This window comes from Shimia sp. R9_3 (genome assembly GCF_017743755.1).
GTDB lineage: Bacteria > Pseudomonadota > Alphaproteobacteria > Rhodobacterales > Rhodobacteraceae > Shimia.
The window spans coordinates 128,733-146,764 of sequence record NZ_JAGHRP010000006.1 but is presented as its reverse complement, the minus strand read 5'-3'; the positions used below and the strand labels follow the sequence as shown (position 1 = coordinate 146,764).

Annotated in this window: 18 protein-coding genes; 4 read left to right on the top strand and 14 right to left on the bottom strand. The window is 58.6% G+C overall.

The window, feature by feature from the left end; all coding sequences use genetic code 11:
- Nucleotides 1-54 precede the first annotated feature (54 nt).
- Nucleotides 55-1,086: a uroporphyrinogen decarboxylase gene (gene hemE, locus J7412_RS15995; protein ID WP_209079539.1), complete on the bottom strand. Its 1,032-nt coding sequence runs from the start codon at nucleotides 1,084-1,086 to the stop codon at nucleotides 55-57.
- 103 nt (nucleotides 1,087-1,189) lie between these two features.
- Between hemE and hemC the strand changes: the two genes are divergently transcribed.
- Nucleotides 1,190-2,146: a hydroxymethylbilane synthase gene (hemC, locus tag J7412_RS15990; protein WP_209079538.1), complete on the top strand. Its 957-nt coding sequence runs from the start codon at nucleotides 1,190-1,192 to the stop codon at nucleotides 2,144-2,146.
- Nucleotides 2,147-2,206: 60 nt separating this feature from the next.
- Here hemC and hemF read toward each other — a convergent pair whose 3' ends face one another.
- From hemF to clpS, 4 genes are all read right to left on the bottom strand, one after another.
- Nucleotides 2,207-3,100 carry an oxygen-dependent coproporphyrinogen oxidase gene (gene hemF / locus J7412_RS15985; protein WP_209079537.1) on the bottom strand — a complete coding sequence of 298 codons (894 nt, stop codon included), beginning with the start codon at nucleotides 3,098-3,100 and terminating at the stop codon, nucleotides 2,207-2,209.
- A gap of 61 nt (nucleotides 3,101-3,161) precedes the next feature.
- The gene (locus tag J7412_RS15980; protein ID WP_209064239.1) at nucleotides 3,162-3,962 is read right to left on the bottom strand and encodes an SDR family oxidoreductase; all 801 of its coding nucleotides are present in this window, start codon (nucleotides 3,960-3,962) and stop codon (nucleotides 3,162-3,164) included.
- A gap of 46 nt (nucleotides 3,963-4,008) precedes the next feature.
- Entirely contained in the window at nucleotides 4,009-4,992 is a 984-nt protein-coding gene (locus J7412_RS15975) for a class I SAM-dependent methyltransferase (RefSeq protein ID WP_209079536.1), read from the bottom strand.
- A 28-nt stretch (nucleotides 4,993-5,020) separates the two neighbouring features.
- Complete coding sequence (clpS, locus tag J7412_RS15970) at nucleotides 5,021-5,338, bottom strand: ATP-dependent Clp protease adapter ClpS (protein WP_247738814.1); 318 nt, start codon at nucleotides 5,336-5,338, stop codon at nucleotides 5,021-5,023.
- A gap of 108 nt (nucleotides 5,339-5,446) precedes the next feature.
- Between clpS and J7412_RS15965 the strand changes: the two genes are divergently transcribed.
- Complete coding sequence (locus J7412_RS15965; RefSeq protein ID WP_209079535.1) at nucleotides 5,447-6,148, top strand: HAD family hydrolase; 702 nt, start codon at nucleotides 5,447-5,449, stop codon at nucleotides 6,146-6,148.
- Between the two features lie 186 nt (nucleotides 6,149-6,334).
- Nucleotides 6,335-7,726 (top strand): D-alanyl-D-alanine carboxypeptidase family protein, encoded by a 1,392-nt coding sequence (locus J7412_RS15960; protein ID WP_348540505.1) that lies wholly within the window; start codon nucleotides 6,335-6,337, stop codon nucleotides 7,724-7,726.
- 86 nt (nucleotides 7,727-7,812) lie between these two features.
- Here the strand turns inward: J7412_RS15960 and ccoS are convergent, their stop codons facing one another.
- The 9 genes from ccoS to ccoN form a co-directional block, all read right to left on the bottom strand.
- A complete protein-coding gene (gene ccoS, locus J7412_RS15955) occupies nucleotides 7,813-7,971 on the bottom strand; it encodes a cbb3-type cytochrome oxidase assembly protein CcoS (protein ID WP_209064227.1) in 159 nt (52 codons plus the stop codon).
- A gap of 4 nt (nucleotides 7,972-7,975) precedes the next feature.
- A complete protein-coding gene (locus J7412_RS15950; RefSeq protein WP_209079534.1) occupies nucleotides 7,976-10,165 on the bottom strand; it encodes a heavy metal translocating P-type ATPase in 2,190 nt (729 codons plus the stop codon).
- Between the two features lie 4 nt (nucleotides 10,166-10,169).
- The gene (locus tag J7412_RS15945) at nucleotides 10,170-10,631 is read right to left on the bottom strand and encodes a FixH family protein (protein ID WP_209064221.1); all 462 of its coding nucleotides are present in this window, start codon (nucleotides 10,629-10,631) and stop codon (nucleotides 10,170-10,172) included.
- Complete coding sequence (ccoG, locus tag J7412_RS15940; protein WP_209079533.1) at nucleotides 10,631-12,055, bottom strand: cytochrome c oxidase accessory protein CcoG; 1,425 nt, start codon at nucleotides 12,053-12,055, stop codon at nucleotides 10,631-10,633. Before ccoG ends, J7412_RS15945 begins: the two co-directional genes overlap by 1 nt.
- A gap of 109 nt (nucleotides 12,056-12,164) precedes the next feature.
- A complete protein-coding gene (locus J7412_RS15935; RefSeq protein ID WP_209079532.1) occupies nucleotides 12,165-13,160 on the bottom strand; it encodes an AraC family transcriptional regulator in 996 nt (331 codons plus the stop codon).
- Between the two features lie 333 nt (nucleotides 13,161-13,493).
- A complete protein-coding gene (gene ccoP, locus J7412_RS15930) occupies nucleotides 13,494-14,363 on the bottom strand; it encodes a cytochrome-c oxidase, cbb3-type subunit III (protein ID WP_209079531.1) in 870 nt (289 codons plus the stop codon).
- On the bottom strand, nucleotides 14,360-14,545 hold the full coding sequence (locus J7412_RS15925; protein ID WP_209064212.1) for a cbb3-type cytochrome c oxidase subunit 3: 186 nt from the start codon (nucleotides 14,543-14,545) through the stop codon (nucleotides 14,360-14,362). Before J7412_RS15925 ends, ccoP begins: the two co-directional genes overlap by 4 nt.
- Before the next feature lie 10 nt (nucleotides 14,546-14,555).
- Complete coding sequence (gene ccoO / locus J7412_RS15920; protein WP_209064210.1) at nucleotides 14,556-15,287, bottom strand: cytochrome-c oxidase, cbb3-type subunit II; 732 nt, start codon at nucleotides 15,285-15,287, stop codon at nucleotides 14,556-14,558.
- 15 nt (nucleotides 15,288-15,302) lie between these two features.
- Nucleotides 15,303-16,904 carry a cytochrome-c oxidase, cbb3-type subunit I gene (gene ccoN / locus J7412_RS15915; RefSeq protein ID WP_209064208.1) on the bottom strand — a complete coding sequence of 534 codons (1,602 nt, stop codon included), beginning with the start codon at nucleotides 16,902-16,904 and terminating at the stop codon, nucleotides 15,303-15,305.
- A gap of 219 nt (nucleotides 16,905-17,123) precedes the next feature.
- Here ccoN and J7412_RS15910 point away from each other — a divergent pair, with 219 nt between their 5' ends.
- Nucleotides 17,124-17,963 carry a universal stress protein gene (locus J7412_RS15910; RefSeq protein WP_209079530.1) on the top strand — a complete coding sequence of 280 codons (840 nt, stop codon included), beginning with the start codon at nucleotides 17,124-17,126 and terminating at the stop codon, nucleotides 17,961-17,963.
- Nucleotides 17,964-18,032 lie beyond the last annotated feature (69 nt).

Sequence of the window (18,032 nt, the reverse complement as noted above, 5' to 3'; positions counted from 1 at the left end):
GCACCTCCGCAATACAGTCGCGATACAGACGCAATACCGACGGTTAACGCGGGCTCAGCGCCCACGCAACGTGTCGATCATCAACTGTACATTCTCAGGGTCTGCATCCGGTGTGATGCCATGGCCCAGATTGAAGATATGTGGCCCTTTGCTGAAGGCATCGACAATCTTGCGGGTCTCATCCACCAGCGACTGTCCGCCTGTAACCATATGGGAAGACTTGAGATTCCCCTGCACACAGCCGTCAACCTGCACGTGCTCTGCAGCCCACTCCGGCGTCACACCATCATCCAGCGCCACACAATCCGCGCCCGTCGCCTTGGCAAAGCCCACATAGCGCTCACCCGCCCCACGTGGGAAGGCAATGATCGGCACATCCGGATGCTTCGCCTTCAGCTCGGCAATGATTTTCTTAGCAGGTTCAAGGGCATAGCGGTCAAAATCCGCCCCCTTAAGAGAGCCCGCCCAGCTGTCAAACAGCTTCACAACCTCCGCCCCAGCCTCAATCTGCTTTGACAGATAATCGATGGTCCCTTCGGTCAAACGATCGATAATCGCTTGAAACAACTCAGGATTTTCATCCTTCAGCTTATGCGCAGGCCCCTGATCCGGCGTCCCCCGCCCGGCAACCATATAGGTCGCCACCGTCCAAGGCGCCCCGGCAAAGCCAATCAGCGTGGTTTCCTTGGGCAGTTCACGACGCAGGATTCGAACAGTTTCATAAACAGGATCAAGGGTTTCGTGGATTTCACTGGCCGGTTTCAGCCGGTCAAAATCCGCCTGATTTTCAATGGTCGACAGCCGTGGACCTTCCCCTGTCACAAACCACAAATCCGCCCCCAACGCCTGCGGCAGAAGCAGGATATCCGCAAACAGGATAGAGGCATCAAAGCCATAGCGCCGGATCGGCTGCAGCGTCACTTCAGCGGCCAATTTGCTGTTATAACAAAGGGATAGAAAGTCACCCGCCTGCGCCCGCGTGGCGCGATACTCCGGCAGATAGCGCCCCGCCTGCCGCATCATCCAGATCGGCGGCGTGTCCAGCGTCTCACCCGCCAATGCGCGCAGGATCGTCTTCTCGGCCATGGTTTCCCCTTTCCTATGTGTCGCCTTCGTCGTCTGGCACCAGCGTCAAGATGTCAAGGCCAGAGCGCTTGTCAGGACACCCTGTCGCGGCTATCCCTGCGCCATGACCGTGACATTGCCCTCCCCCGACTCGACGCTGAAAATCGGCACCCGTGGCTCCCCCCTCGCCTTGGCGCAAGCCTATGAAACTAGGCGCAGATTGATGGCTGCCTTTGATCTGCCAGAGACCGCGTTTGAGATTGTCGTGATCACCACATCCGGTGACAACGCACAGCTGATTGCCAAAGACAAACCGCTCAAAGAGCTGGGTGGCAAAGGGCTTTTCACCAAAGAAATCGAAGAGGCCATGCTTGCGGGCAGCATCGACATCGCGGTCCACTCGATGAAAGACATGCCAGTTCTGCAGCCGGAGGGCCTGCTGCTTGACACCTACCTGCCCCGCGAAGACACCCGCGACGCATTTGTCTCACCCAATCACGCCTCTCTGGCAGATCTGCCCGAGGGCGCAACGGTCGGCACCTCCAGCCTGCGCCGCCGCGCACAGCTCTTGAATTACCGCAATGATCTCAAGGTGGTAGAGTTTCGCGGCAACGTTCAGACCCGCCTGAAAAAGCTCTCAGACAACGTCGCTGATTGCACTTTCTTGGCCATGGCAGGCCTCAACCGCTTGGAGATGTCCCACGTCGCCACCAGCGCCATTGAGCCCGAAGACATGCTGCCCGCCGTCGCCCAAGGCGCCATCGGCATCGAGCGCCGCGCCGAAGATATGAACACCGCCGCGATGCTGGAGGCGATCCACGACACGCCAACCGGCCAACGCCTCGCCGCGGAGCGCTCTTTCCTCGCAGCGCTCGATGGCTCTTGTGAAACCCCAATCGCGGCGCTTGCCGAGCTTGATGGCAACACGCTCCGCCTGCGCGGTGAAGTCTTGCGGCCTGATGGCTCTGAAAGCCTCAGCGACGATCAGACCGCCTCCATTGAAGATGGTACAGAGCTCGGAAAAACCATGGCAGCTCAATTACTTGAACGCGGCGGGCCCGGTTTCTTTGACTGGCGCTGATCGTCAATATCCACCTGAGCAAACAAAAAAGCGCCGGTACTCACCGGCGCTTTTCTTATGTCAGACCCACTTTGCCAGCGGCGGCAAGCTCATCAAAACCGCGTTGGCATCATGGCCGGTCTCAAGCCCGAACTTGGTCCCGCGATCATAGACGAGATTATACTCAGCATAGAGCCCCCGGTGCACAAGCTGCGCGTCTTTCTCAGCATCACCAAATGCCTGCACGCGGCGCTTTTCGATCAACGGCAGGAAGGCTGGCAGAAACGCACGACCAATGTCCTGAATAAACGCAAAATCCTTGGCCCAATCACCGGTGTTGTGGTCATCCAGAAAAATGCCGCCAACCCCGCGCGCGCGATTGCGGTGCGGAATGTAAAAATACTCGTCGGCCCAAGCCTTTAGCCGTGGATACTCTGCCTCGCCGTGCTTATCACAATGCGCCTTTTGAACAGCATGGAAATGCGCCGTGTCCTCATCATATTCAAGACATGGATTAAGATCGGATCCGCCGCCAAACCACCAGCCATGCGGGGTCCAGAACATCCGCGTGTTCATATGCACTGCCGGGCAATGCGGGTTCTGCATATGCGCCACAAGACTGATGCCAGAGGCCCAGAAACGCGGGTCGGTCTTCATTTCGGGGAAGCCTTTGCGCGCCGCCATTGCTGCCTGCGCACGCTCTCCCAATTCGCCATAAACAGTGGAAATGTTGACGCCGACTTTCTCAAACACGCGCCCGCCGCGCATCACCGACATCAGGCCGCCACCCGCATCAGATCCATCCGCACTTGCGCGTTGGGTCTCAGTCACCTCAAAGCGCCCCGCCGTTTGATCGGCAAAGGGACCTTCGGCATGGGTATCTTCAAGCCCTTCAAAAGCCGCGACAATTTCATCACGCAACGAGCGGAACCACGCGCTCGCGGTTTGCTTTTCAGTCTCCATCGATGCGCTCATGCTCGCCTCTTTGCCTGTTCAAATACCGCCTCGGACCAATGCCGACCGGCGTCAATTTTGTTTAATGTGCCGGTGTACTGACCGTATCAAGAAGCGAGCGGCCACCATCAACTGTCACGATTTGGCCGGTCATGAAACCCGAAGCCTCTGAGGACAGGAACTGCACCGCATCCGCCAGCTCCCCCGGTGCCGCGATCCGGCCAAGGGGGGTGTGCTGCTCAATCTCATTGCGGCAATCGCGATTGTCTTTCAATGCGGTCTGCAGGCTTGCCGACATCACCGAACCAATCGCAACCGCATTCACGCGAATCCGTTCCGGTGCCAGCGCCACAGCCATTGCCCGCGTCATCTGATCCAGCGCCGCTGTCGCAATGGAATAACCGAGCAGATCAGGCTGTGACCGTTGCGCCGCAATCGAGGAGAGGTTCACGATCGCCCCGGCAGAGCCCTCTTCCTTGCCTTCTGCCTGTTTGATCATCCGCTTGGCCACGATCTGGCTGAGCTTCAGCGAGGTCATCAGGTTTTGCTGAAGCATCAGCTCAACAGACGCATCATCCGGATTGAGCGGGTCACTGGTTGTCACCTGCCGACAGCCATTGATCAAAATATCAATCTGATCAAAGGCATCAATGGTGGCAGAGATCAGATTGTTGATCGTCAGCTTCTCGCGCAGATCGCCTGCGAAGGTGCGCACATTGCCCTCCTCAGGGCGCGTGCCAAACTCTGTGCAGAGCCGCTCTTCGTCCATATCGGCAAACATGACATTGGCGCCGTGCTCCACAAAATGCCGCCCCACCGCCAGCCCGATCCCGTTGGCCGAGCCGGTGATAATCGCGGTCTTACCTGCAATTGAAAATGACATCTACGATCCCCATCACGCTGCCATGTTGTCGGCTCAAAAGCCTGCCTCAGCCGCGTGTGCGGCTGGGACGCTGCGCCTTTAGTACCTTGAAACGCGTATCTCCGGCAACGTCTTCGACCTCTTTGAAGGCCTCTCGCAGCGTTGCTTCGTACGGCAGATGCCGATTTGCCACCATCCAAAGCTGGCCGGACGGCGCAAGCATCTTGGCAGCCGCATGTATGAAAGACTTGCCGAGATCCGGTTCCGCTTTCCGCCCGGTGTGAAACGGCGGGTTCATCACCACCGTATCCACGCGATGTCCGGGTTTGAAATTTGTGGCATCGGCCCAATGAAACTGCGCCCGCGCGTCGGCCACATTGGCTTTCGCACAGTCCAGCGCCGTGTGATCCGCTTCGACAAGATGCAAAACCTCAACACCATCACGGCGCAGAATATGTGACGACAGGAAGCCCCAGCCCGCCCCAAGATCGGCGACAACACGGCCAAGTTTGGCTGGCAGCGCCTCAACCAGCATGGCCGAGGCCGGATCCACGGCATCTGCGCTGAAAACCCCGGGGCGCGTGGTGAACCCACCTGCGATCTCGGTGGCATCACCGGCCCTCCAGTCCACAAATTCTCCGCCTTCAAACCAGAACAGCCGACCATGGGCTTTGGTGAAGGCTCCTTGCATATCCGCCCGTTTGCGACACTCTTTATATAGGCTGTCGACACCATCGGTTTTCTGCCCGTCCACAATAACAAGCGGCGCAACCGCACAGGCGCGGGCAATCAGATCGCGGGCCAACGCTTTGGCGCGCGGCAGCACAACCAGAGCTGCGGCATAGGAACCTTGCTCCACCACCTCGGCGCTATAGCCGACCTGCGCAAAGGCATCATGATCCGGCTTCAGCGGCTGAATGATGATGCTGCGATCGCGCGGCAGCGCGCTGAGATCATAGCCAACGCGCGGCGCAAAAACGGCAATATGCCCTTCCGACGGAAGGGCGAGGCCGTGTTCATCAACGGCCAGGGGCAATCTGCTGTGAGACATTGCTCTTTGGTGACACGGCGCGGGCCGGTCACTCCTTCTCCATGGTGCATTGCAACGGATGCTGGTGGCGTTGCGCCAGATCCATCACTTGGGTGACTTTGGTCTCGGCAATTTCGTGGCTGAACACACCAACCACCGCCACACCCTTCTTATGCACGGTCAACATGATTTCAAACGCCTGCGCATGGGTCATCGCAAAAAAGCGCTCCAGCACATGCACCACAAATTCCATCGGCGTGTAGTCGTCATTCAGCAGCAACACTTTGTAAAGCGGCGGCTTTTTTGTGCGCACGCGCGTGTCCAGCGCGACCCCGAGGTCACCGCCGTCATCGTCGCCCATGCTCATGAGTACGTTCGGAAAGGTCATTTTCACAAGAATCCGGTCTGTGGTTAGCTGTTTATATAGCCTGTCGATGGTGTAAGAAAAGAGGTCTCACTCAATCGGACTGAATTCATGCCCCGGACGCTCACCACCATCGGCTTTGACGCTGACGACACCCTTTGGCACACAGAGCGGCTCTTTCGTTTGACGCAGGAGCGGTTTGCCGAATTGCTGGCTGATTTCACCGAGCCTGCGCACCTGCATGAGCGCCTGCTTGAGGCCGAGCGGCGCAATGTGGGTCACTATGGGTTTGGGGTGAAAGGCTTTGTGCTGTCGATGATAGAGACAGCCATTGAAGTCACCGATGAAACAGTGCCCGCCTCCGTGATCGCAGAGCTGATGGCTTGCGGGCGCGACATGCTGTCCCATCCAATTGATCTTCTGCCCGATGTGGCAGCCGTGGTTGGCGGCCTGTCAGACACGCACCGGCTCATCCTGATCACAAAGGGCGATCTGCTCGATCAGGAGCGCAAACTGGCGCAATCCGGTCTGGGCGAGCTGTTCTCCTGGGTCGAGATCGTCAGCCACAAGACCGAGCAGGTCTATGCAGAGACATTTGCGCGCCATGCGGACGGTCCTGCGCAGGCGATGATGGTGGGCGACTCGATGAAATCCGATATCCTGCCCGCACTGGCGGCCGGAAGCTGGGCTGTGCACGTGCCAAACGGCCCCGCCTGGGCGCTGGAGCAGGCTGAAATGCCCAAAAACAACGCACGCTTTGTGGCGCTTTCACAACTCTCCGACCTTCCGGAAGTTATAAATAACATCAAATGATACCGAATCTGTGCAGGTGTTGGGGTGGATGCTGATGCGGCCACAACATCTTCGAGAGATCGCCTCTATAGCTGAAAACCTCAATAAACATTCACTTTCCTCAATCCGATGCCTGTGTTAGCCTCTTCTCAACAATAAAGGTCAGACCGGAAAACCGGCGATCAGAGGCAGTAAAGGGCAGTTCTCGTGAAGGCGCGGCGTTTTGAGTCGGCCCGTTTTGGGCTATTTTCGGCAGCACTTGTGGTGTGTGTTGCTCTGACCACTTTGGCGGCCTCTGCGGCGCCATATGCAGCCATGGTGATTGATGCACGCGACGGCAAAGTCCTGCACAGCCGCAACGCAGACACCCGTCTGCACCCAGCCTCTCTGACCAAGATGATGACGCTCTACATCGCCTTTGAGGCGGTGGAGAATGGCGAAATCAGCCTCGATACAAAGGTCAAGATTTCCCGGAATGCAGCGGCAGAGCCGCCCTCCAAGCTGGGCCTGCTATCCGGTCAGAGAATCGCGCTCCGCTATCTGATCCGTGCGGCGGCTGTGAAATCCGCCAATGACGCGGCCACCGCGATTGGCGAGGCCATCGAAGGCTCAGAGGCGGCGTTTGCCCGCCGCATGAACCGCACCGCCAAGGCGCTTGGCATGTCCAACACCACATTCAAAAATGCACATGGTCTGACAGAGAGCGGCCACATGTCCACTGCGCGGGATATGACCACGCTGGGTCGCCACGTGCTCTATGACTATCCGGAGTACTACAACCTCTTCTCCCGCCGCTCCACAAGCGCGGGCATCAAGACCGTGAACAACACCAACCGTCGCCTGCTGAACGCCTATCGCGGCGCGGATGGGATCAAGACCGGCTATACCCGCGCGGCGGGCTTTAACCTCGTGGCATCCGCAGAGCGCGGCAGCAAGCGCATAATTGCCACCGTGTTTGGCGGCCGTTCCACAGCCACCCGCAACGCGAAGGTGGCTGAACTGCTCGACCTTGGCTTCACCCGCTCCGCCAGCCGCGTTGCCCTGAGAAAGCCGGGACGCCCGGATTACATCGGCTCCTCCAAAGGCGCGGGCAAAACCATCCGCGTGGCAACCGCTGTGAAAAAATCGCTGCGCCCCAAGCTGCGCCCGACGGCCGCGACACCGGAAGAGGCGCCAGCCGTGGTTGCAAAGGCCGCAACGCCGGATCCGACCATCGTGGCTGCGGCCAATGTGATCGAGCATGACATTCAATCTGCGCTTTTACAGGCGCAGGAAACAACCGGCGCAACCTTAGCAAGCGTTGAACCAGAGCCGACACCACCGCCTCAGCCCAAGGTCGTCACCCGTATCTCAACCGCAGGCGGCAGACATTGGGGCATCAACGTGGGCCGTTACGGCAGCCGCTATGCCGCAGAGAAAATGCTGCTCAAAACCGCGCTGGCAGAAATGGCCACACTGGATGGCAGCCTCCGCAAAGTTGTCAAAAACACCCGTGGGTTTGAGGCCAACTTTATGGGGCTGTCCAAAGAAACCGCAGACCTCGCCTGCCGCCGTCTTCAGGCCCGCCAGATCACCTGCTACACGCTTGGCCCCAGCTAACGCGCGGAACCATCCCACACAAGAAAACGCCTTCCATTGAGCATGATGGAAGGCGTTTTCTTTTGTGGAAAGCTTTCGGGCAGCGCTCAGCCCTTGGGCTTGTCGTCATATTGCCCGGACAGGATGCGCTGAGCATTGCCTTCCGGATCGTCATATTGATCAGAGCGCACGGTATAGAGAAAGGCGACAAGGCCAACGCCGCCCAACAACAGCGAGATTGGGATCAGGTAAGACAGAACTTGCATTTTATTACCTCAGGCGCAGCGCATTGAGCGACACTGTAATGGAAGAGGAAGACATCGCCAATGCGGCAATCAATGGGGTCGCCAACCCGGCAACCGCCAAGGGCACTGCGATGATATTGTAAACCGTCGCAATACGGAAATTCTCCCGAATGCGCCGTGTCGCGGATTGTGCTGTTTCAATGGCCAGTGGGATCGGCGCCAGATCACCGCCCAGCAGCACGATGTCAGAGGCCACACGCGCCGCATCCAGCGCCGTGGCCGGAGAGATCGACACATGCGCCGCCGCCAAAGCTGCGGTGTCGTTCAGGCCATCGCCAACCATCAGGACATTCTTGCCGCCCGAGGCCAAGGCCTGCACACGCTTTGCCTTATCCTCCGGCAAAGCTTCTGCCACCCAGTCGGAAATACCCAATCGCTGCGCAAGGCTCTCCACCGCGCCGGAGGAGTCACCCGACAGCAGAATGATCTCTTTGCCAGCGTTCTTCAGCGCGGCGACGGCCTCCTCGGCCCCCTCTCGCAAGGTATCCGCAAAGACAAACGCGCGGGCATCGCATGTGCCAAGGCTCAGATAGGCCGCTGTTTGCGCCCCCGCTTCTGCGCCAACCCAGCTTGCACGGCCAAGGCGCACCAACTGGCCATCGTGGGTCCCTTGCGTGCCATAGCCAGGCACCTCTTCGATATCGCGCACGTCCGCCGGGCCAACACCAGCTGCCTGCGCCGCTTTGGTCAGCGCGACACTCAGCGGATGGGCAGACCCCCGCGCCAGTGCCAAAGCAACCGACAGCTCATCTGCTTGGAATGCGTTCAGATTTGTCAGCTCGGGTGTTCCGGCGGTCAGTGTGCCGGTCTTGTCAAAAACCACCGTGTCCACCTGCGCCAGACGTTCCAAGGCAGTGCTGTGTTTGATCAGCATACCTTTGCGGAACAAGCGGCCGGAGGCGGCGGTTGTCACGGCAGGCACCGCGAGCCCCAAAGCGCAGGGACAGGTGATGATCAGCACCGCCGCCGCGATATTGAGCGCTGTGCGCATATCAAAGGTGTAAAGATACCAGCCCAGAAAGCTCAGAGCCGAAAGGATATGAACGCCGGGCGCATAAAGCTTCGCCGCTTTATCCGCCAGTGAGGTGTAGTTGGACCGTCCTGCCTCAGCGACAGCCACCAGATCCGCCATGCGATGCAGGCTGGTCTGATCCCCCACCGCGCTGGCGCGGATCATCAGCGGCCCTGTCAGGTTCACTTCCCCAGCGCTGACACCCAGCCCAGGTTCCGCAAAGACCGGCACGGTTTCGCCCGTCAGCAAAGAACGGTCCAACTCTGAACGCCCTTCAACAATCTCGCCGTCCACAGGCATGCGCCCGCCGGGCCGCACCAATATCAGATCGCCAACGCGCAACTCCTGCACCGCGACGGTCTCTTCCTGCCCATCCTGCACACGAATGGCACGCGGCACTTCGAGTGCTGCCAGTTCCTCAGCGGCCGAGCGTGCCACGGCCCGTGTGCGGTGATCCAGATAGCGCCCCGCCAGCAGGAAAAACACCAGCGTCAGCGCCGCATCAAAATAGGCGTGCTCGCCAGACAAAGACGTCTCCCAAAGCGAGGTCACAACCGCCAGAAGGATCGCCAGAACAATCGGCACATCCATATTGAGGCGGCGGTGCTTCAAAGCGCTCCATGCATGGACAAAAAACGGCTTGCCGGAAAACACGATGGTCGGCAGCGCAATGGCTGCTGAAATCCAGTGGAACAGATCGCGCGTTGCCGCCTCGGCCCCTGACCATACGGACACAGACAGCAGCATCACATTCATGGAGGCAAAGCCCGCCACAGCAAGCCGCATCAGCAGGTCACGCCCTGCCTTGTCGGTCTGGGTCGCACTTAAGGTGCCTGCATCGAGCTCGTGCGCTTCATAGCCCACGCGCTCCAAAACGTCTGTCAGCATTTCCGGCGTGACGTCAGCCTCAGCCTCGATAGAGGCGCGCTTGAGCGTGAGGTTCACCCGCGCAGAGGTGACACCGGCCACCTTGGAAAGAGCCCCTTCGACCGTTGCGATGCAGGCCGCGCAGTGCACCCCGGGAACAGACAAGGCAATGCGCGCGCCTTCCTCCGCCATGGCCCCTTCGGCCAGGGCTTCCGCCGCCGGGGCTGCATCGCAGGCCGGACAGGCAGAGAGATGGGGGCGCGCAACTGCGGTCATCAGATCAGCTCTTCTCGACGATCAGCACCACGCGTTGCTCAAACGCGGTGCCATCCAGGGCGTTGGCTTTCATACGGATGTTCCAGTTGCCGGGAGCCAGCTCTTCGCGCGCCACATAAGCGGTGCCATCAAACTGAAACTCCGGCTCGCGGTCATCCTTCACATGGGTCGCCCGCCCAAGCACCGCCTGCAGGTTGCTGACCTGCACAGGGCGCCCGCTTTCGTCAGTGACGGTCAGGATCAGCAGACCACCTGTTGCCCGCGCGGTGACGTCCCAGCCAAGCGCTTCCTGCGCTGTGCGGCGTTCGTCAAACTCCTGACTGGCCACATAGGAGTTCTTCACCTCCAGACCGGGAAAGGTCTTAACCGCGCTGAAAGCCAGCACAAGATTGACCGCAATGATCACACCGAATGCGCCGACAAAAACCAATGCCGCATGGCGTCCGGTGAATTTCTTCTCAGCCATCACTGGCCCTTTCCATTAAAGATCGTGTCTTTGTAAACCCGATCGCCATTGCCCGTATCCTCAAACCAGAAGCGGAATGGTGTGCTTTCGCCATCCGCTGGCACGGACCCTTTTGGAGCCACAACATACACACGTTGGATGCGCATTTCATCCGCTTCGACCTGAACCGCCTCATAAGGCGTGCCTTCGAGCTGCACGCGCAGCGCCGGATCGCCCTTCAGAGAAATACGGAACATGCGCGGCTCATGGTGTTTGTTGCGCAGCCGCACCTCATAGGTGTTGCGGATAGACCCGTCAGAGAGGGTCACATAGGTCGGATTGCGCACAGGCGCCACCGTGGCTTCAATATCGGAGCGCAGGAACAGCGCCACAATCAGGGCGATGCCAACTGCCGCCCACATGGTGGTATACATAATCGTCCGTGGACGCAGCGCATGCTGCCACACAGGCTTCGGTGCCTCACCTGCGCGTTCACGGCCTTCATCTGACAGCGCCAGATAGTCGATCAGCCCGCGAGGCTTGCCAATCTTGTCCATGATGTCGTCACAAGCATCAATGCACAGCGCGCAGGTGATGCACTCCATCTGCTGGCCGTCACGAATATCGATCCCCACAGGGCATACGTTTACGCAGGCCATGCAATCGATGCAGTCCCCCTGCTCGCTTCCGGCATCCCGCTTGCCCTTGCCACGCGGCTCTCCGCGCCATTCACGATAACCCACGGTGAGGGTATCCTCATCCATCATCGCCGCCTGAATACGCGGCCATGGGCAGGCGTAGATACAGATCTGCTCACGCGCGAAGCCACCAAAGGCAAAGGTTGTCGCCGTCAGGATCGCCACCGTTGTGTAGGCCACTGGGTGCGCTGCGCCGGTCACCAGATCCACTGCCAGCGTGGGCGCATCTGCGAAGTAGAAAACCCAGGCCCCGCCTGTTGCCAACGCAATCAACAGCCACGCCAGCCATTTGGTCAAACGCAAACGGATCTTGCGCGCATCCAGTTTCTCTTGCCGATGCAGACGCAGACGGGCGTTGCGATCCCCTTCGATCCAGCGCTCTACAAGTATGAACAGATCCGTCCAAACCGTTTGCGGACAGGCATAGCCACACCACACACGACCAAGCGCGGAGGTGAACAGAAACAGGCCAAGCCCGGCCATAATCAACAGCCCCGCCACGAAGTAAAACTCGTGCGGCCAGATCTCGATCATGAAGAAAAAGAAGCGGCGGTTCGCGATGTCCACCAGCACCGCCTGATCCGGCAGGCTCGGCCCACGGTCCCAACGCAGGAACGGCGTGAGGTAGTAGATGCCAAGCGTCACCGCCATGATCCACCACTTAAGATTACGGAACATACCATGGACGCGCTTGGGGAAAATCGGTTCGCGTTTGGCGTAAAGTGACGGTGCAGGACTGTTGCTCACGGAATCACTCTCTGGCTATTGGAGGCAAAATCAGTCTTCACCTATCATAGCACTTCAGGACATTGACCTGTGTCAAATGGCGCATTTGATAGACATATTTTTCAGGGACTTAAGCCATTTCATGCCGCATCTGCGCAGGTGTCGCACCGGTCCAGGTGTGAAAGGCACGATAGAAGGAATTGGGGTCCTGATAGGCCAGCAAATAGGAGATTTCTTCAACGCTCATAGCCTGATCGCGCAGATAGTGCAGCGACAAATCAGAGCGTGTTTTGTCCAGAACCTGCTGGAACGTCATGCCTTCTGCCTTCAGGTGCCGCTGCAGGCTGCGACGGCTTGTCACAAGCTTCTCACTCACCGCATCCACAGATGCCCGACCGGCTGGCAACAGCTCCAAAAGTGCGCTGCGCACCCGCGCAGACATCGCCGTATTGCGGCGTTGCTCGGCAAGCTGGCGCGTCAGTTCACGCTCAAATCCGGCCCAGAGCTGCGGGCTTTCCGAAATCAAAGGGCGGTAGGCATCCGTTTTTGTCATCACCAAACGCGGACGGCGGCTCAGCACAGCTTTGCGCCCGAAAAAGCGGTCAAACTCCTCCTGATCGCTCACAAACGCGGGCATGCCAACTTCGACCGGCAGGAAATCCACCCCCGTAAAGGTCCGCCCCAGCTCCAGAAAATAGACCATCTCAAAGGCGGCCATCCCATCCGGCATGCGCAATTTGGGATCAGCCACTTCGATCTCCAGCGTCACCGTGCGCTCGGTCTCGCTGGTAATCAGTCGCACAGGCGCAACAAGGGGCTTGAAGACCGCAAGCCGCTCAAGCCCCGTGGCGATGTTGGGGCTGCAGGAAAACGCAAAAACGGCCGGCACAATGGGCCCCTGCGCCATGGCGCGTGCCATCTCAAGGATCATACGCGGCTCATTGGCCTGCGCCAGCATGGCCTCCCACAAGTCAAACACCTGCTTGGCCGACAGCGCACGCCCATCAAGGGCGAACAGATCCTCGGGCAGCCCGCAAGCGTGAAGCATCTCAGAGGTCGAAATGCCAGCCGCCTCTAAAAAGGCAGGTACAGATTTCTGGACGGGATAGCGGGTGTGCTTGTTCATCGTGACCTCCTGCAGTCTCTCCAAATTTAGGAGACGCCATCGCTTGAACCAAGCATGTGGCGCGATCTGCAAGAATTTTCTTGGAAGATTTGGGGTGCCAGTCTCTTCAGGAAACGCGCGAACAGGACGAAAAGACTGGCACCCGATGCCCGGACCTCAGCCGTACCGGGCGAATGAGGCGGCGCTGGATGCAGCGCGCTGCCTACAACCCTAAGGTAGCACCGCTTTGCCCGGTAAAATTTGATCTTAGTCAAATAGCGAAAAAATTCGTCAAAGAATAAGCCGCCCCGATTGCTCGGGGCGGCTCACTAAAGTTCTATCGGAAGCGGGTGATTACTCACCACCACCCAGCTGGTGCACATAAGCAGACACCGCGCGGATCTCCGCTTCGCTCAGACGGTCCCGGAAGGACCAGGATGGCATCACACCATAGCGGCTGTAGGTGACCGTCTCCTTGATGGAGGCATAATCCCCACCATAGAGCCAGATCGCATCCGCAAGGTTAGGAGCACCCTGATCGCGGTCACCGGTGCCATCTTCCATGTGACAGGCAGAGCAGTTGTCTTCAAAGACCACCGCACCCGCATCCACCATGGATGCATCAACCGGATCACCGGACAGCGACATCACGTAGTTCACAACCTGTTCGACTTCTTCTTTTTCAAGAATTTCGCCGAAGGCAGGCATTTCAGAATAGCGCGCATCGTCGTCGTCTTCGTTGCGAATGCCGTGTTTGATGGTGAGATAGATGTTCTCGATGTCACCGCCCCACAGCCAGTCGTTGTCCAGCAGGTTCGGATAGCCAACGCCGCCCGCCGCACCAGAGCCGTGGCACTGGGCACAGAAGGTTTTGAACACGGCAGAACCCGCAGAGGTCGCATAGCTGTTCAGCTCGTCATCCGCCGCAATCTGGGTCAGCTCAGCCGCCTCCAGCTTTGCGTTGATCGGCGCCAGCTTGTCCTGAGCCACCTGGATCTCTTCAACCACGTCCCCACGGGAGGACCAACCCATCACACCTGCGGTCGCGCCGCTGATGCCCGGCCAGGCCGGATAAGCGATGGTATAGCCCACACCCCAGATGATGGTGGCGTAGAAAACCCACAGCCACCAGCGCGGCATCGGATTGTCGAATTCTTCGATCCCATCCCAGGAGTGGCCTGTGGTGTTCGGATCGCCCTCAAACTTTTTGGATTGCTTGGTCATGGCCGCGCCTCCTTGTGCGTGGCGGGTTTATCTGCGTGGCGAAATGGGATGTTGGCGTTGTCGCGATACTCTTTGCTTGCGCCGGGACGGAACACCCAAAAGATGATCCCGACGAAGAAGAGGAACAGGCCCAGCAACATCCAGCTGTCAGCGAACTCGCGAAGGAATGAATATGTTTCCATGTTTTCCTCCTTAGCGGGACGCGTCAGGCGTGAAGGCTGAGAAATCAACCAACGTGCCCAGCATCTGCAGATAAGCGATCAGCGCATCGGCCTCAGACACACCCGGCTGCCCGTCGAAGTTGCGCACATTCACGCTGTCTTCGCCGTAGCGTTCGAGAAGACCGTCATAGTCACTGTCCGGATCCGCTTGCGCGAGGAAGTCGGACTGCGCGTTTTCGATCATCTCTTCGGTGTAAGGCACGCCCACAACAGCATTGGCTGCCATGATATCGCCCATGTACTCGCCTTCGATCATACGGTTCTCAAGGAAGCCGTATTTCGGCATCACCGACTCTGGCACCACGGCCTGCGGGTCACGCAGGTGATCCACGTGCCAATCGTCGGAGTAACGGCCGCCCACACGTGCCAGATCAGGACCGGTACGCTTGGAGCCCCACTGGAACGGGTGGTCGTATTTGGACTCCGCCGCCAGTGAGTAGTGACCATAACGCTCAACCTCGTCGCGCATCGGACGGATCATCTGGCTGTGGCAGACGTAGCACCCTTCGCGGATGTAGATTTCACGTCCAGCCATTTCCAGCGGGGTGTAGGGGCGTACGCCCTCTACATCCTCAATGGTGTTTTCCAGCCAGAACAGCGGTGCAATCTGCACGATGCCGCCAATGGTTACGACCAGGAAGCTGCAAATAAGCAGGAGGGTCGCGTTGGTCTCGAGGATCTTATGTTTGTCGAGAATAGCCATAGCTGCCGGCCCTCCTTATTCAGCCGGGACTGCGACGGACAGGCTGGCCTCTTTGGCCGGTGCCTTACGCACAGTCATCCACAGGTTGTAGCACATGATGAGGGCACCAGCGAGGAACATGACCCCACCCAGACCGCGCACCACATACATCGGGAACTTCGCAGCCACAGTGTCGGCAAAGGAGTTCACGAGGAAGCCGTTTGCGTCCACTTCACGCCACATCAGGCCTTCCATGATACCGGTCACCCACATGGACGCCGCGTAGAGCACGATGCCGATGGTGGCGAGCCAGAAGTGCCAGCTCACGAGGCTGAGGGAGTACAGACGATCACGTTTCCACAGTGCAGGCACCAGATAGTAGAGCGCGCCGAAGGTGATCATGCCGTTCCAACCCAGAGCACCGGAGTGCACGTGACCAATGGTCCAGTCAGTGTAGTGGCTCAGCGAGTTCACCGCACGGATCGACATCATCGGACCTTCAAAGGTGGACATGCCGTAAAAACCAACCGAGATCACCATCATACGGATCACAGGGTCTGTGCGCAGCTTGTCCCAGGCACCAGACAGGGTCATCAGACCGTTGATCATACCACCCCAGCTCGGCATCCACAGGATGACGGAGAACACCATGCCAAGGGTCGACGCCCAGTCAGGCAGCGCGGTGTAGTGCAGGTGGTGTGGACCCGCCCAGATATACAGGAAGATCAGCGCCCAAAAGTGGATGATAGACAGTTTGTAGGAGAACACCGGACGTTCGGCCTGCTTCGGAATGAAGTAGTACATCATGCCCAGGAAGCCTGCAGTCAGGAAGAAGCCCACAGCGTTGTGACCATACCACCACTGCACCATTGCGTCTTGAACACCGGCCCAGACGATCACGGATTTGGAGCCAAAGATCGACACAGGGATGGTCAGGTTGTTGATCACGTGCAGCATCGCGATGGTCACGATAAACGCGAGATAGAACCAGTTCGCCACATAGATGTGGGGTTCCTTGCGCTTGATGATCGTGCCCAGATAGATCGCCAGATAGCAAACCCAGACAATGGTCAGCCACAGGTCAACATACCATTCCGGCTCGGCATATTCCTTGGACTGTGTGCCGCCCAGAACATAGCCGGTGGCCGCCAGTACGATGAACAGCTGATAGCCCCAGAACACAAACCATGCCAGGTTGCCGCCCCAGAGGCGCGCGGCGCTGGTGCGCTGCACAACATAGAAGGAGGTCGCAAGCAGGGCGTTGCCGCCAAATGCGAAGATCACAGCAGATGTGTGCAGCGGACGCAGGCGGCCAAAGTTGGCGTAGCCCTGTGCCCAATCAAAGTTCAGGACCGGGAAGGCCAGCTGAAAGGCGATAAATACGCCTGCCAGGAAACCAACAACGCCCCAGAATGCGGTTGCAATGACCCCGTAGCGGATCACGTCGTCCATATATTCGTCCTGCGCGATCACCGTTTTTGTGCCGGTACCGCGCAAAACCCAAATAAACAGCCCAAAGGACACGCCCGCGATGATGAGGGCGTGTACCATATAAGCCAGATCACGCGCATAGTTGGCCGCAATCATCGCAAAAAATGTGATGAGGCCAAGCGCGATCAGCTTGAAGTAATTTACCATTTCGCGTCCCTTCGTCTTGCTTGGCCCGAGTCTCCAGAGCCTTAGCGGATTTAGACAGTCCATGTTTTGCGGGTGCAGCGTTAATGCCGCCTTGATCTGCATCAAGGAAAGTCGCGCGGCGTGTAGGACTTAATCATATCCAAGGCCAGCATCTTTCTCGCCGACACATTGGAAAGCCCTCACGGTCCAGACTTCATTTTCAAACAACGGTAGGTTCGAATGGACTACAAAACACTTCTCTGCGTCATGACCGACGCTGACATTGCCCGCGCGGCACTTGAGCAATCCATCGCCCTGACCGAGGCGCAAGACGCCCATCTGGACGTGCTTGCCCTTGGTGTAGACCGCTCTCAGACCGGTTATTTTTATGCCGGAGCAGACGCGATCCTGATGCAGGAAATGCTCGCCCGCGCCCACGGCGAAGCCAAAGAAATTCAGGACAAAGCAGAGGCGAAACTCAACAACAGCACCGTGCGTTGGGCCAGTGATATGGGCGTTGCTCAGATCGCGGACCTGGGACGCCATGTCGCATCACGTGCCCGGTTTGCGGATCTTGTTGTACTCCCGAAACCTTACGGCAAAAACCACGGCAACGAGCTGGAACCTACGCTGGAGGCCGCGCTCTTTGAGGGGCAGGCTCCGGTTTTGATGGTGCCAGAATCAGCGACACCCATCAAAACCCCCAAAACCGTCTGCATCGGCTGGAACGAAAGCGCCGAAGCGCTGGTGGCCACACGCGCGGCGCTGCCGTTCCTCAAATCCGCAGATGTGGTGCATGTGGTGGTGATCGATCCTCCCACCCATGGTCCAAACCGCTCTGATCCGGGTGGTCTGCTGTCACAGTTCCTGGCCCGTCACGGCGTGAATGCGCAGGTGGATGTGCTCTCCAGAACGCAGCCCCGCGTCTCCGATGTGCTGCTGCGCCACGCCACGGACAACAACGCCGATCTGATGGTCATGGGTGCCTATGGGCACTCCCGTTTCCGCGAAGCCATCTTGGGCGGCGCGACACGCAACATGCTGGAACACGCCCATCTGCCTGTCTTCCTTGCCCACTAACGTGCTCAGGCTAGTCCCAAAAAACACAAAAGGCGCCCAAACTGGCGCCTTTTTCTTTGCTGATAGGAT

What these genes read in the sequence shown, in the direction of transcription:
- hemE (WP_209079539.1), bottom strand. Translation starts at nt 1,086, where the DNA reads ATGGCCGAGAAGACGATCCTGCGCGCATTGGCGGGTGAGACGCTGGAC.
- hemC (WP_209079538.1), top strand. Translation starts at nt 1,190, where the DNA reads ATGACCGTGACATTGCCCTCCCCCGACTCGACGCTGAAAATCGGCACC.
- hemF (WP_209079537.1), bottom strand. Translation starts at nt 3,100, where the DNA reads ATGAGCGCATCGATGGAGACTGAAAAGCAAACCGCGAGCGCGTGGTTC.
- J7412_RS15980 (WP_209064239.1), bottom strand. Translation starts at nt 3,962, where the DNA reads ATGTCATTTTCAATTGCAGGTAAGACCGCGATTATCACCGGCTCGGCC.
- J7412_RS15975 (WP_209079536.1), bottom strand. Translation starts at nt 4,992, where the DNA reads ATGTCTCACAGCAGATTGCCCCTGGCCGTTGATGAACACGGCCTCGCC.
- clpS (WP_247738814.1), bottom strand. Translation starts at nt 5,338, where the DNA reads ATGAGCATGGGCGACGATGACGGCGGTGACCTCGGGGTCGCGCTGGAC.
- J7412_RS15965 (WP_209079535.1), top strand. Translation starts at nt 5,447, where the DNA reads ATGCCCCGGACGCTCACCACCATCGGCTTTGACGCTGACGACACCCTT.
- ccoS (WP_209064227.1), bottom strand. Translation starts at nt 7,971, where the DNA reads ATGCAAGTTCTGTCTTACCTGATCCCAATCTCGCTGTTGTTGGGCGGC.
- J7412_RS15950 (WP_209079534.1), bottom strand. Translation starts at nt 10,165, where the DNA reads ATGACCGCAGTTGCGCGCCCCCATCTCTCTGCCTGTCCGGCCTGCGAT.
- J7412_RS15945 (WP_209064221.1), bottom strand. Translation starts at nt 10,631, where the DNA reads ATGGCTGAGAAGAAATTCACCGGACGCCATGCGGCATTGGTTTTTGTC.
- J7412_RS15935 (WP_209079532.1), bottom strand. Translation starts at nt 13,160, where the DNA reads ATGAACAAGCACACCCGCTATCCCGTCCAGAAATCTGTACCTGCCTTT.
- ccoP (WP_209079531.1), bottom strand. Translation starts at nt 14,363, where the DNA reads ATGACCAAGCAATCCAAAAAGTTTGAGGGCGATCCGAACACCACAGGC.
- J7412_RS15925 (WP_209064212.1), bottom strand. Translation starts at nt 14,545, where the DNA reads ATGGAAACATATTCATTCCTTCGCGAGTTCGCTGACAGCTGGATGTTG.
- ccoO (WP_209064210.1), bottom strand. Translation starts at nt 15,287, where the DNA reads ATGGCTATTCTCGACAAACATAAGATCCTCGAGACCAACGCGACCCTC.
- ccoN (WP_209064208.1), bottom strand. Translation starts at nt 16,904, where the DNA reads ATGGTAAATTACTTCAAGCTGATCGCGCTTGGCCTCATCACATTTTTT.
- J7412_RS15910 (WP_209079530.1), top strand. Translation starts at nt 17,124, where the DNA reads ATGGACTACAAAACACTTCTCTGCGTCATGACCGACGCTGACATTGCC.